11 protein-coding genes are annotated in these 14,134 nt (G+C 50.0%); 10 read left to right on the top strand and 1 reads right to left on the bottom strand.

Translation table 11 applies throughout. From position 1 onward, the window contains the following. Window positions 1-112: 112 nt before the first annotated feature. Both QQL65_RS09245 and QQL65_RS09240 read left to right on the top strand, forming a co-directional pair. Window positions 113-2,290 (top strand): putative bifunctional diguanylate cyclase/phosphodiesterase, encoded by a 2,178-nt coding sequence (locus QQL65_RS09245; protein WP_284363873.1) that lies wholly within the window; start codon window positions 113-115, stop codon window positions 2,288-2,290. Window positions 2,291-2,373: 83 nt separating this feature from the next. After that, a complete protein-coding gene (locus QQL65_RS09240; protein WP_284363872.1) occupies window positions 2,374-4,029 on the top strand; it encodes a U32 family peptidase C-terminal domain-containing protein in 1,656 nt (551 codons plus the stop codon). On the opposite strand, the gene QQL65_RS09235 is transcribed toward QQL65_RS09240, so the two are convergent. Next, window positions 4,030-5,055: a LacI family DNA-binding transcriptional regulator gene (locus QQL65_RS09235; protein WP_284363871.1), complete on the bottom strand. Its 1,026-nt coding sequence runs from the start codon at window positions 5,053-5,055 to the stop codon at window positions 4,030-4,032. A gap of 203 nt (window positions 5,056-5,258) precedes the next feature. Between QQL65_RS09235 and QQL65_RS09230 the strand changes: the two genes are divergently transcribed. The 8 genes from QQL65_RS09230 (at window position 5,259) to QQL65_RS09195 (ending at window position 14,132) form a co-directional block, all read left to right on the top strand. Next, the gene (locus tag QQL65_RS09230; protein WP_284363870.1) at window positions 5,259-6,494 is read left to right on the top strand and encodes an ABC transporter substrate-binding protein; all 1,236 of its coding nucleotides are present in this window, start codon (window positions 5,259-5,261) and stop codon (window positions 6,492-6,494) included. A gap of 130 nt (window positions 6,495-6,624) precedes the next feature. Further along, complete coding sequence (locus QQL65_RS09225; protein ID WP_284363868.1) at window positions 6,625-7,521, top strand: carbohydrate ABC transporter permease; 897 nt, start codon at window positions 6,625-6,627, stop codon at window positions 7,519-7,521. 22 nt (window positions 7,522-7,543) lie between these two features. Then, window positions 7,544-8,425 carry a carbohydrate ABC transporter permease gene (locus QQL65_RS09220; RefSeq protein WP_284366256.1) on the top strand — a complete coding sequence of 294 codons (882 nt, stop codon included), beginning with the start codon at window positions 7,544-7,546 and terminating at the stop codon, window positions 8,423-8,425. 2 nt (window positions 8,426-8,427) lie between these two features. Then, window positions 8,428-9,504, top strand: a complete 1,077-nt coding sequence (locus QQL65_RS09215; RefSeq protein WP_284363866.1) for an ABC transporter ATP-binding protein — start codon at window positions 8,428-8,430, stop codon at window positions 9,502-9,504. 26 nt (window positions 9,505-9,530) lie between these two features. Next, a complete protein-coding gene (locus QQL65_RS09210) occupies window positions 9,531-10,277 on the top strand; it encodes a sugar phosphate isomerase/epimerase family protein (RefSeq protein WP_284363865.1) in 747 nt (248 codons plus the stop codon). Between the two features lie 13 nt (window positions 10,278-10,290). Next, entirely contained in the window at window positions 10,291-11,412 is a 1,122-nt protein-coding gene (locus QQL65_RS09205; protein WP_284363864.1) for a Gfo/Idh/MocA family protein, read from the top strand. 21 nt (window positions 11,413-11,433) lie between these two features. Next, window positions 11,434-13,074: a glycoside hydrolase family 43 protein gene (locus QQL65_RS09200; protein ID WP_284366255.1), complete on the top strand. Its 1,641-nt coding sequence runs from the start codon at window positions 11,434-11,436 to the stop codon at window positions 13,072-13,074. After that, window positions 13,074-14,132: a sugar phosphate isomerase/epimerase family protein gene (locus QQL65_RS09195; RefSeq protein ID WP_284363863.1), complete on the top strand. Its 1,059-nt coding sequence runs from the start codon at window positions 13,074-13,076 to the stop codon at window positions 14,130-14,132. Before QQL65_RS09200 ends, QQL65_RS09195 begins: the two co-directional genes overlap by 1 nt. The last annotated feature ends 2 nt before the right edge of the window (window positions 14,133-14,134 follow it).

Genomic DNA, 14,134 nt, shown 5'->3' with positions numbered 1-14,134 from the left:
CGCTTTTCGCGAAACCTATTGTAGAATTCTTTACCATCTAGCAAATTGCTGACCTGATTTAACCACCGCACAACCTCCAATTGCTAAGCTTTGGGCAATTGTTGGGGTACCTATGAGCGAGAACATGAAATCCGAATTGGCCAAACTGCGCGAAAAATGCGCCATGTATGAATCATGGCTGCGCGCGCTTGATAAACACGGCAAATTCGACCTTTGGTTCAAAGACGCAAATAGCCAATATCGCTTTGTGAATGAATACTTCGCCAATACCATGGGGCGCACAAAGTCAGAGTTGGTTGATAGAACCCCCGAAGAGGTCTTTGGCGCAGAACGTGCCGATCGGGTTCGCACCATGGATCGCCGGGTGATGGAAGACGGGCTGTTGCAGCGGGTGGTGCCTTGCGACGAATCTGGCGCTTTAGAGGTTCACGAAGAAAACCGGTTTGTGGTAACGGACGACAATGGAAATGCCGTTGGGCTTGGTTGTTTGGCGTTTGAGACCACCGAAAAGTCCTTGGCTGAAGAAGCATTGTCGCAGGCTCAGCAGCTCGCGCGCTTGGGTAACTGGCGTTGGTCGGTCCGAGATAAATGTCTGATTTCATGTTCAGAACAGTTTGCAAGTATTCTCGGCGTTTCTTTCACCGATGCGTTTTCAGTGATGAAAGATCGGGCGAAGAGCGTTATTCACCCCGATGATCGCGACATGGTCCGAGAAATCGACCAGCGCAAAGGCGACCCGTCATTTGGTGCATATGACATTGAATACCGCATTATCACACCGGAAGGGGATGAACGATTTGTACGCGAAATCGCAGAACCCTTGATGGGCAACGATCTAACACCCGTGGAATATGCGGGTACGCTCCAAGACATCACAGACAAGAAAACAACTGAACTTGAATTGCTGCGCGCACGTGACGAATTAGAACTTCGGGTTCAAGAGCGCACAGCGGATTTGCAGCATTTAGCCAATCACGACGTCCTTACTGGGACGCTTAACCGTTCGGCGTTTGTCAAACAGATTGAAAATCGGTTGGCCGAGCTTGAAACGCCGAGGGCCGCCTTCATTGTTTTGGACCTGGATGGCTTTAAAAATGTAAACGACTGCTATGGACATGCTGCCGGCGACTTGTTGTTGCAGGTTGTGGCCGAGCGCCTAAAACAACGGGCAGACGGCTCGACACTCATTTCTCGCTTGGGCGGAGATGAATTTGGGATATGTGTGATGTCCTCCGACGTGGATGTCGAATCCGCTACTGAGATTTGTGAAGATATTCAGCACGCTATTGCTGCAAAGATCAAACTTGGTTCGCGCGAAGTTTATGTGGGCTGCAGCTTCGGCATCTATATGATTGAAAGCCCAAAAGCCGACATCGCAGAAGCCTATAAGTCCGCTGATATTGCGCTTTATCGCGCCAAGAATTCTTCCAATCGCTCAATAGTGCAGTTTGAGAAGAAAATGGCAGAAGAAGCCGCCTATCGCCACCAGTTGGAACAGGACTTGCGCAAGGCCGTGAGCCATGGTGACCTTGATCTCGCACTGCAACCCCAAGTGGTCGTTCAAGGCGAAAAGCTGGTTGGCTTTGAAGCGCTTGCGCGCTGGCAGCACCCAGAGTTCGGCGCCATTCGGCCCGACTTATTCATCGAAATTGCAGAACAAACCGGCCTGATCTGCGAACTCGGCAAACAGGTACTCAATCGCGCGTGTCGCGAAACTGCACTTTTGAACACTCAATTCGACAAGTCATTCCGGATTTCAGTGAACCTGTCTTCATTGCAATTCCAGAACGAAAACCTCGTGCAATTTGTCGAAGATGCATGCCGGTCGCATGGTTTGGCACCAGAAATGCTTGAACTGGAGGTCACCGAAAGCTTGTTTTTGAGCAATTCTGAGCAAACAAAAACCGCACTCGCTGCTATTCGGGGCATGGGTGCGCGCATCGCGCTTGATGACTTTGGCACCGGATACTCATCTTTGAGTTACTTGCGCGAATTTGCGATTGACCGCATCAAATTGGATCGCTCATTCATTAAAGACGTGAGCTGGAGCGCCAGTGACCAGCGCATCGTTAAGGGCATTATCTCGCTTGCCAAAAGCTTGGACATCTCGACCATTGCCGAAGGGGTTGAAACCAACCAACAGCGCGAATTTCTAGAAGAGTGCGAATGCGACGAAATCCAGGGTTTCTATTATGGCGTGCCAAGCTCAGCAACTGACCTGAGTTCCTTGATGAAGAAAGGTGGAGAGCGCTATGCAATCCACCACCTACCTGATGCATTAGCGGTTTAGCCAACGCCACACTGCTTGACTCAAATCAACGCAATCATGTGATTTTCGCGGCAAAAGCCTCGCTTTCAGCGAGGCGAAGCGAAATGAAAAAAGACCACCGTTCTGAACTATTGATGCCAGCGGGCAATCTGCGCAAACTTAAGATGGCTATCTTATATGGCGCGGATGCGGTTTATCTTGGCACACCCGATATGAGCCTGCGCACCAAGTCTCAGTTCAGCTTGGAAGAGGTGATTGAAGGGGTTGAGTTTTGTCATCAACATGGCAAGCGCGCCTATCTAACGCTCAACCTGTTCTCCCACAACAAAGATATCGCCAAGCTTGATGAATATGTGGAGACTGTGCGCAAGGTTAAGCCTGATGGCTTGATCATTGCTGACCCTGGTGTTTTTCAATATGTGAAAAGTCGCGCGCCAGAGTTGGAACTACATATCTCCACACAAGCGAATATCTGCTCTTGGCTTTCGGTGCAGTTCTGGCAGGACCAAGGCGCATCGCTTTGCGTTCTGGCGCGGGAAGTCTCCTATCCTGAACTCGTAGAAATTCGAGAAAAGTGCCCAGACATCAAGCTCGAAGCATTTGTTCATGGTGCCATGTGCATGACCTATTCAGGCCGTTGCCTGTTGTCCAATTTCATGGCGGAACGCGGCGCCAACCAAGGCAATTGTGCCAATTCTTGCCGATGGAACTACAAGCTAAAGATGCGCCTGAAAGATGGAACTGTCGAAGAGCTCGAAATAAACGAAGACAATAAAGACATGTTCGAGTTCTTGCTCGAAGAAGGCTGCCGACCGGGTGAATTTATGCCCATCGAAGAGGATGGTCGCGGTTCCTACATAATGAATTCGCGCGATTTGAGCATCATGCCCAAGCTCGATGACTACCTCAAGATTGGCGTCGACAGCTTAAAAGTGGAAGGACGTGGAAAGTCCGAGTATTATTGCGCGGTTGTGGCCCGCGCCTATCGCATGGCGATCGACGATTATTACCAAGACCCAGAGAACTGGGACCCGAAGCCATATATGGCGGAACTCGAGGCCGTGGGCAATCGTGGCTATACCCTTGCCTTTCACGATGGGCGGTTGACCAACTATGCGCACGACTATGAACACACCGCATCGATCGCGCAGTGGGAATATGCAGGTGTTGTGCGCGAAGTTGAAGACGACGCCTTTTTGGTGGAAGTGAAAAACAAGCTAGAGCCGGGCGACGTGCTTGAGTTTATCTCGCCAATTGCACGCCACACTATTTTGCTCCGCATATACAATTTTGAGCACGCTGAAAGCGGCGAAAATACTGATGTTGTTCATGGCGGCACCAAAACAGTAATTCGACTGCCCTTCTCCCTGTTCGATCACGAAGACACTGACGATCTCAAAGCGTGGTTTCCAGAGTTCAGCGTGATGCGTAAGGAACGCGCGCTGACAGACGAGCAATGGAAGCGCATTAAGTTCGATAAGCTGACCCAAGAAGCAGAGGTCAAAGGCAAGCCAAATGACGCAGCTTATCAAAAACGACGCGATGCACTCGTTGCCAGCATCCAAAAAGGTGGAAACGAGACCCGGTTCAAAACCAACCGCGTTGGCACCGACGGCTGCTGCGGAAAAGGCTGCAATGGTTGCATGATGTTTTGGCAGGACGACATCTATGCCAAAGCACGCGATGAAGTTTTAAAGCGGAAACAGGGTGAATTGCTCAGCCGCGCAGAAGCAACCGCCATGAAGGGGGCTGCGGAGTAATTAGCCCTTCAATGGTGCTGTGCTGCCACGCGGGACCAACAAAACGTCGACCAATTGCACATTATCAGCGCTTGTGGCACCTCGACCGGACAAATGGCCCATCAAAGTCGTTGCGGCCAGCACCCCAAGTTGTGTTCGATTTTGGCGAATTGTGGTGAGCGGTGGAATGAACCGATCGGCAATTTCAATGTCGTCAAAGCCCACAACCGACATATGTTTTGGCACGGATATTCCGCGCTTGTGCAACTCTGAAATCAAACCCATCGCAATCAAATCCGAACCACAAAAAACAGCCGTTGGCTGATCACTCATTTCGACGAATTGTCTTGCGGCTTGCGCACCGGCATCTAGCGAAAAGTCCCCGCCATCAACCAACCAATTGGGGTTAATGTCCAAACCAAATTCAAGCATCGCGGCTTCAAATCCTATAAGTCGCTCTTTGGTCAGCACGTTACTTCGGGGCCCCAAAACATGGCCAATCTTACGGTGCCCAAGTTCCACCAAATGGGCGACAGCTTGATGTGCTCCGCCCCTATTATCGCTTCTTACAGATGGTAGGGATGTATTGGGTCGCCACTCGCACGCAAATACCACCCGATCATCAGGTGCGGATTGCGCTAGATCGTCCAACACCGATTGCGGGATAGCACCATCGAGCAGAATCGCTCCATCTGCTCTGGTATCGCGAAAGTAACCCGTAAGCTGATCTTGCTTGATACCATTTGTATCCGCAATCAACACGCTCAGGTCGGAAGTCGCAAACACACTTTCGATGCCCGACAATATCTGTGAGAAGAATGGATTACCAAGGTTGGGCAGCAATACAAGTACGGCCCCGGCTTGCCGTTTCCTGAGATTTTGTGCAGCGCGATTTATGCGGTACCCTGTGCTCTCAACAGCGGCCAAAACAGCCTCTCGCGTTTTCTCCGATACCAAATCTGGATTTGAAAGCGTGCGACTGACCGTGGCTGTGGAAACGCCAGCTTCTGCTGCAACCTCTTGAATTCTTGGACCTTTGGCGTTCATTCGCAAACTTTCAGATTCTAAACTTGAACCTTTTGTAAACATTTTCTTGACATATGCAAATCTGTGTTGGAATATCATGTAATCGATTACAGATGTGTGTTGCAGCGCCTGATGTAATCGATTGCAGTGTTTAAGTGAAATGCTCGAATGACTTGAGCATTTTGTTTGTATCGAGGCTTCGGCCTCACCCCAGGGAGGAAGAGATGAATTCTTTGAAAAAACTATTGGTTGCTACAACAGCAATCTGCTCGGTAACAGCTGGCGCATTCGCCACCGATTTGGAAGTCACCCACTGGTGGACATCCGGCGGCGAAGCAGCTGCGGTTGCTGAATTTGCGAAGGCATTCAATGCAACTGGCAACAATTGGGTTGATGGCGCGATTGCTGGCGGTGGCGGCGTTGCTCGTCCAGTTATTATCAGCCGTATTTTGGGCGGTGACCCAATGGGTGCTACTCAATTGAACCACGGTCGTCAGGCTGAAGAGCTTGTTGAAGCTGGCTTGATGCTTGACCTAACAGACATCGCCACCGAGGGCGGCTGGCGCGATATCGTAAACCCAACAGGTTTGCTTGATAGCTGTACTGTAGACGGTAAAATCTACTGTGTACCTGTAAACATTCACTCTTGGCAGTGGATTTGGTTGAGCCACAAGGCGTTTGCTGACGCCGGTGTAGATGTTCCATCAAACTGGGACGAGTTCACAGCGTCTGCCGATGCACTAGTTGCAGCTGGCAAAACACCTTTGGCTATGGGTCAACAGTCATGGCAGTCATCAGGCGCTTTCGGCGTGATCAACGTTGCTATCGGTGGTCTTGATCTTTGGACAAAAATCAATGTGAACAAAGACGCTGAAGCTGCTGCTGGTCCTGAAATGGCCAAAGTGTTTGAAGCCTATGGTGCTGCTCGCGTGCTTTCTGAAGGTTCAAATGTTCAAGATTGGAACCAAGCGACAAACATGGTTATCACTGGTGAAGCTGGTGGCCAAATCATGGGTGACTGGGCGCAAGGTGAATTCCAAGTTGCTGGTCAAACTGCTGGCGTAGACTATACATGCCTTCCAGGTTTGGGCGTAAACGAAATCATCTCAACTGGTGGTGATGCGTTCTACTTCCCGAAAAATGACGATCCTGAAGTGACTGCAGCACAAAAAGAGCTTGCAAAACTGATGATCTCAAAGCCGGTACAAGTTGCATTCAACCTGAAAAAAGGTTCATTGCCAGTACGTGGCGACATCGACATGAGCACAGCCAACGATTGTATGCAGAAGGGTCTTGAGATCCTTGCAGCCGGCAACATCATGCCAGATGGCAACCAAGTATTGTCTGCGGACACATCAGGTCAAATCGAAGATTTGATGGTCGAATTCTGGAATGACACAAGCATGACACCTGCTGAAGCTCAAGCAGCTTACGCAGCGATCATCGCTGAAGCTGACTAATAAAGTCTCACTCCCGGATTGATGCTCCCGAAGCCTGTCTTAAAGCTTTGGGGGCATCAACGAATTGATTTCGCGCGGGCTATGCTCATAGTCTAGCGCGTCTTCATTCTCGATGCTGAAAGGCGATACAATGGCGCAATCTACCCGCCCAAACCGCTTATTCCGAAATCTAAACGCTAAGATCGCAGCCTTGCCGATGATTGCAACGGCGCTGGTGGTTTTTATTGGTTTTACCGTTTGGACGATCGTCCATTCGTTCACCAAGTCAAAGCTACTACCTAAGCTAGATTTCGTCGGATTTGCTCAATATGAACGACTATGGGGCACGCGCCGCTGGTTGGTATCAATCGAAAACCTAGCGTTCTACGGTATATCTTCTCTGGTATTCTCGTTGACCATTGGCTTTTTGCTCGCATGTTTGCTTGATCAAAAAATCAGGTTTGAGAACACCTTTAGAACCATCATTCTTTACCCCTTCGCGTTGAGCTTCATCGTGACAGGTTTGGTATGGCAGTGGATTTTGAACCCTGAATTTGGTGTGCAAAACATTGTCCGTAGTCTTGGGTTCTCAGAATTTGTTTTTGATCCGCTCTATAACGCCGACGTCGTGATCTTCGGCATTTTGATTGCCGGACTGTGGCAAGGCACCGGATTTATTATGGTCATCATGCTTGCTGGTCTTCGCGGCATCGATCAAGAAATTTGGAAAGCCTCCCGCATCGATGGCATTCCAAGCTGGAAAACATATATTTTCGTCGTTATCCCGATGATGCGCCCGGTATTCATTACCGCTTTGGTGCTTATCGCAGCGGGTATCGTCAAAGTCTACGATCTGGTTGTCGCTCAAACAAATGGTGGACCGGGCAATGCGTCCGAAGTTCCCGCCAAATATGTTTATGACATGATGTTCAAAAACCAAAACCTAGGCCAAGGCTTCGCGGCTTCCACCGTGATGCTCTTAAGTGTGCTCGTCATCCTTATACCTTGGGCTTACCTCGAATTCGGAGGACGCAAAGGTGACAAATAGTTCGTCAAATACAACAGTTGAAATGACAGGCCCGCGCGGCGCAAAACCAAAACGCGCCCTTTCACCACGCAACATCATGATCTACGGCGTACTTTTGGTTGTCGCATGCTACTACCTGTTGCCGCTGTACGTCATGATCGCAACTTCACTTAAGGGTATGCCCGAAATCCGACTTGGCAACATTTTCGCGCCCCCTGTCGATATTACGTTCGAGCCTTGGGTCAAGGCATGGTCGCAGGCATGTACGGGTTTGAACTGTGAAGGTTTGAGCCGTGGGTTCTGGAACTCAGTGCGCATTTTGATCCCGTCTGTTGCAATCTCAATTCTGATTGCGTCTGTAAATGGCTATGCACTTGCAAACTGGAAGTTTAAGGGCGCTGAAGTCTTTTTTACGATCCTGATTTTTGGTGCATTCATTCCGTATCAGATCATGATTTATCCAATGGTTATCTTCCTTCGCGAGTTGGGCTTGTTCGGTAAACTTGGGGGCTTGGTATTGGTTCACACTGTTTTTGGTATGCCAATTCTAACTCTGCTGTTCCGCAACTACTTCACCTCGCTGCCGGAAGAGCTGTTTAAGGCGGCTCGTGTCGATGGCGCCGGATTTTGGGGAATCTACTTCCGCATTATGCTACCGATGTCCATCCCAATCTTTGTTGTTGCGATGATTTTGCAAGTGACCGGTATTTGGAACGATTTCTTGTTTGGCGTGATTTACACCAAACCTGATGCGTACCCAATGACAGTTCAACTGAACAACATCGTAAACTCAGTACAAGGTGTGAAAGAATACAACGTCAACATGGCAGCCACGCTGCTGACGGGTGTCGTTCCTCTTGTTATTTATTTTGCTTCTGGAAAACTGTTTGTCCGCGGTATCGCCGCTGGCGCAGTGAAAGGCTGATCATGACCAGTGTTTCAATCAAAAACCTCGACCTGAACTTTGGCAGTGTCAAAGTTCTTAAACAACTCAACCTTGAAATCGACCACGGAGAGTTCCTGGTTCTCTTAGGGGCTTCTGGCTGTGGCAAGTCTACACTGCTCAATTGTATTGCGGGCTTGCTCGAGGTCAGCGACGGGCAAATCCACATCAACGACAAGAACGTAACTTGGGAAGAACCAAGTGACCGTGGCATCGGCATGGTGTTCCAATCATATGCGCTCTATCCGCAAATGACCGTAAAAGGCAATCTCAGCTTCGGCCTCAAGAACGCGCGCGTTCCAAAAGACGAGATTGAAAGCCGCGTTGCGCGTGCTGCAGAAATTCTGCAAATTGAACCATTGCTCCATCGTAAACCCGCTGCCCTATCTGGCGGTCAACGCCAGCGTGTTGCGATCGGCCGTGCTTTGGTTCGCGATGTGGATGTGTTCTTGTTTGATGAACCACTGTCCAACCTTGATGCAAAGCTTCGCGCCGACTTGCGTGTGGAGATCAAGCGACTTCACCAGAAGCTGCACAACACGATGATCTATGTAACGCACGACCAAGTGGAGGCTATGACCCTTGCTGACCGTATTGCGATCATGAAGGAAGGGCTAATCCAACAATTGGATAGCCCGGCTGAGATTTATAATCGCCCGGTCAACAAATATGTTGCTGACTTTATCGGCTCACCTTCAATGAACTTCCTAGATGGCGATATGTCGACCAAAGGAAAATTCAAGACAGGTGGTACTGAAATCGATCTGGGCAACTATGAATTTGTTGATGGTCCGATTGGCGCACCGGTATGGTTTGGATTTAGACCAGAGCACGTAATTGTCGGTGAAGCTGCAACCTCTCAACCATTCTCTACCAAGGTCGTTGCTGAGATTGTTGAGCCGATGGGGTCGGACACCCTTGTGTGGACGAGCATTGAAAATCAACCGTTCCGCGTTCGTGTGGATGGTCAAGCCTCAATTAAGACCGGCGACGAGTTCTTGCTTGGGTTCGACCCAGCCCGCGCCTCAATATTTGATAAAGAAAACGAATTGCGGGTTTAGCCCCGTTCTTACTAAGGATTATGCTCATGGATTTGAGTTATCAGCTTTATAGCGCACGCAATGCCACACCATGGCCAAATGTATTTTCTGCCCTGGCGGAGCAAGGTTATACGCAGGTTGAGGGCTTCGGCGCAATGTTCGACAATGTTGCAGAATTGGCAGCTGATTTGGACAATGCTGGATTGAAGATGCCATCGACGCATCTTGCGTTGGACTTGCTTGAGACAGACTTTGACCAAGCATTGGCGATCATCAATACACTTGGTGCAAAACATGTTTATGCGCCATATTTGGTGGAAGAAGAGCGTCCTACAGATGCCGCCGGGTGGCAGGTTTTTGCCCAGCGTTTGGCCAAAGTTGGCGACAAGTTGGCCGGACTGGGCATTACCTTTGGATGGCACAATCACGACTTCGAATTTGTGGCCCTTCCTGATGGTCAAATTCCAATGGCTATCCTTCTCGACAATGCCCAGAACATCACTTGGGAAGCAGATATTGCTTGGGTGATTGTTGGTGGTCAGGATCCGCTTGAGTGGATCGAAAAATATGGCAACCGCATCACCGCAGTTCATATGAAAGACAAAGCGCCAGAAGGTGAAAACCTAGATCAAGACGGTTGGACCGACGTTGGTACTGGCACCATTGATTGGGCCGGATTGATGACCGCGATTAAGGCGAAAACACTCGCGAGCCTGTTCATCATGGAACACGATAATCCTGCTGATGCAATTGCGTTTGGCGCGAATTCTATCGCCTACGCCAAAACTCTATAATTGAGTGAGTATTATGACTGAAAAACTTGGCGTCGGCATTATTGGAGCCGGCAATATCTCGGCTGCCTATTTGCGATTGTCACCAAACTTTGTTGGCATTGAAGTTCGCGCGGTTGCAGACATCAATATGGACGCAGCCACCGCTCGGGCAGAAGAATTTGGTGTACGCGCAGAGACCGTGGACGGGCTTCTTGCGAGCGATGATATCTCAATTATCATCAATCTCACTATTCCCGCAGCGCACTTTGAGATTTCCAAACGCATCTTGGAAGCAGGCAAGCACGTCTATTCTGAAAAGCCTTATGTGTTGACGCTTGAGGAAGGTTCAGAGCTGGCCAAAATTGCGGCGGCAAACAATCTTCGTATTGGGTCTGCGCCTGATACTTTCATGGGCGGCTCGCACCAACATGTACGTCATATGATCGATGAGGGCCTTGTGGGCACGATCACGTCTGGCACGGCATTTGTGATGGGTCATGGCATGGAGCATTGGCATCCAAACCCTGACTTCTTCTATCAACCTGGCGCTGGCCCGGTTTTGGACATTGGTCCTTATTATGTGACCAACCTTGTTCAGCTCCTTGGTCCTGTGAAACGGGTTGGCGCATTAACGGCAACACCTCACAGCGAACGGCTGATTACGTCAGAGCCCCGTAATGGCGAAAAAATTCCGGTTGATACACCGACAACAATTCACTCGCTCCTTGAATTTCAAAGCGGTGCGGTGGTGACGATGGTCACCAGCTGGGACGTTTGGCAGCACGGGCATTCAAACATGGAGTTGTACGGCACTGAAGGCACAGTACATGTGCCCGACCCGAACTTCTTTGGTGGCGACATTCGTATCACCAAACGCAGTGACGCTGCTGAATTGCCGAGCGATTGGGACCATCCATTTGCTGTTGTTAATGATGGCGAGAATGCAAACTATCGCTGTGCTGGGCTATCAGACATGGCAGTGGCAATTGCTGAAGACCGTCCACACCGTTGTTCGCAAGAGCTTGCACTTCACGTTGTTGAGGTCATGACGAGCGTTTTGATATCTGGCGAAAAAGGTCAGTTTGTCGAGATGACCACAAGCTGCGAACGCCCTGCGCCTCTTGGCCCAGAGGCAGCTAAAGCCCTGCAAGCCTAAAGTTAGGTCGTCGCGATGCAAATGATTCAAAACCCGATCCTCAAAGGATTTAATCCTGATCCCTCCATCTGCCGGGTTGGTGAGGATTATTACATCGCGACGTCTACCTTTGAATGGTATCCTGGTGTCCAGATTTTCCATTCGAAGGACCTGGTCAACTGGTCATTGATCAAGCGTCCGCTTGATCGCGCAAGCCAATTGGACATGCGCGGCAACCCGGATAGCTGCGGCATCTGGGCGCCGTGCCTTTCTCATGCAGACGGACAGTTCTGGTTGGTTTATACCGACGTCAAACGACTAGATGGAAGCTTCAAAGACGCCCACAACTATATCGTGACAGCGCCTTCCATCGAAGGCCCTTGGTCTGAACCCATTTACGCAAATTCCTCCGGATTTGACCCATCGCTGTTCCATGATGATGACGGGCGAAAATGGTTCATCAACATGAAATGGAACCATCGAAGTGACGCCAAATGGGCGCATAAGGCAAATCCAGCATTCGACGGAATTCTCTGCCAGGAGTTTGATCCCAAAGTCGGAAAACTAGTTGGTGAGATCGCGAACATCTTCGCTGGCAGTGATCTAGGCCTAACCGAAGCACCTCACCTTTTCAAACGTGACGAATACTATTACCTCACCACCGCAGAGGGTGGCACAGGTTATCAACATGCGGTGACATTGGCGCGCTCAAAATCCATCAACGGACCATATGAGCTGCACCCAAACAAGCACGTTATGACCGCGGTTCAGAACCCAGAATCGCCAATTCAACGTGTTGGGCATGGCCAAATTGTCGACACCCCAACCGGTGAAACTTACCACACTTTCCTTTGCGGCCGTCCGCTTGAACTCAATAGCGCTGCAAAGAAGCGCAATTGCCCGCTTGGGCGGGAAACCGGTATCGCAAAATGTGAGTGGCGCGATGATGGTTGGCTTTATCTGGCAAACGGCAAAATGGTGCCTGATATTGAAGAGATCGCGCCATTTTACGTTAAAGGCACCGCGAAAAACAAAACAATCAGCTACGCATTTGCTAACGAACTCCCGATTGACTTCCAATGGCTGCGCACCCCAGAGCCAGACCGCATATTCACTATGACAGGCAATGCGTTGCGCTTGATCGGTCGCGAGAGTATCGGCAGCTGGTTTGAGCAATCGCTAGTGGCGCGGCGCCAAGAGCACTTGCGGTTTCACGCAACGACAACGATTGAATTTGAACCTAAAGATTACCAAGAAAATGCTGGCTTGCTGGCCTACTACAATCGGCATAAGTTCCACTTTCTAACCCTTACGCACGACCCTGAGATAGGACGCTGCTTGAGCATCTTGAGCTGTTCTGGTGACTGGCCAGAATGCCGATTGAGCTATCCGCTGGATCAAGATATTGCGCTTGATGGGCAAAAAGAAGTTGAGTTGGGCCTGATCATCGAAGCAGACCTGCTACAATTCTATTGGCGCACCAGCGACGACTGGCAGGCAATAGGACCAAAACTCGACGCTGCGGTTTTGTCTGATGAAGGCGGGCGCGGCGAACATGCTTCATTTACAGGAAACTTCGTCGGTTTGGCGGCATTTGACCTGTCTGGTAGGGCCGCCACCGCTGATTTTAAATCATTTACTTATGACCCGCAGTGCGCGGCAATAACCACTGGAGAGAATTGATGGCAAATACAATGAAAGGACCAGGCATATTTTTGGCTCAGTTCTTGGGTGACGAAGCGCCATTCAACTCGCTTGAATCCATAACGAAATGGGCTGGCGATCTAGGCTATAAGGGCGTTCAGATTCCGGTTTGGGATGCTCGCGTCTTTGACCTAGAGAAAGCCGCTTCCTCACAGACCTATTGCGATGAAATCAAAGGCATTTGTGCCGACAACGGCGTTCAAATTACGGAACTGGCTTCACACTTGATCGGTCAACTCGTGGCCGTGCATCCTGCGTACGATACGGCTTTTGATGGATTTGCGCCTGAAGCAGTTCGCAACAACCCAAAAGCGCGGCAAGAGTGGGCCGTGGCACAAATGATCAACACCGCAAAAGCGTCTCGCAATCTTGGGCTTGATGTTTCTGTCTCTTTCACCGGCTCATTGGCATTCCCATACCTTTACCCTTGGCCACAGCGCCCTGATGGCTTGGTTGAAGAAGCTTTTGCAGAACTTGCCCGCCGCTGGAAACCGATTCTGGACACCTATGAAGACCATGGTGTCGACGTTGCTTACGAGATACACCCTGGCGAAGACGTGTTTGATGGTGCGACATTTGAAATGTTCCTAGATGCACTTGGTGGGCACAACCGCTGCATGATCAACTACGATCCATCACACTTTTTGCTCCAGCAGATGGACTATTTGGCGTTTATCGACATCTATCATGAACGGATTTCCGCCTATCACGTCAAAGATGCTGAGTTTAATCCCGACGGTCGCCAAGGCGTCTATTCTGGCTACCAGCCATGGCTAAATCGAGCTGGACGCTTCCGTTCTCTTGGCGATGGACAGGTCGATTTTTCTGGCATTTTCTCAAAGCTCGCCACCTACGGATATGACGGGTGGGCCGTGCTTGAATGGGAATGCTGTCTAAAGCATCCTGAAGATGGCGCGCGAGAAGGCGCACCGTTTATCGCCGACCACATTATTCGCCGCACTGAACGTGCTTTCGACGATTTTGCCGGCGGTGAAACAGACAAGTCGGCATTGCGCAAAATGATGGGCATTGAGTAGGA

The sequence above is a fragment of the Maritalea porphyrae genome (assembly GCF_030159895.1).
In the GTDB taxonomy this organism is placed as follows: domain Bacteria; phylum Pseudomonadota; class Alphaproteobacteria; order Rhizobiales; family Devosiaceae; genus Maritalea; species Maritalea porphyrae.
Note: the sequence above shows the minus strand (reverse complement) of the source record. Positions and strands in the feature narration are given on the sequence as shown.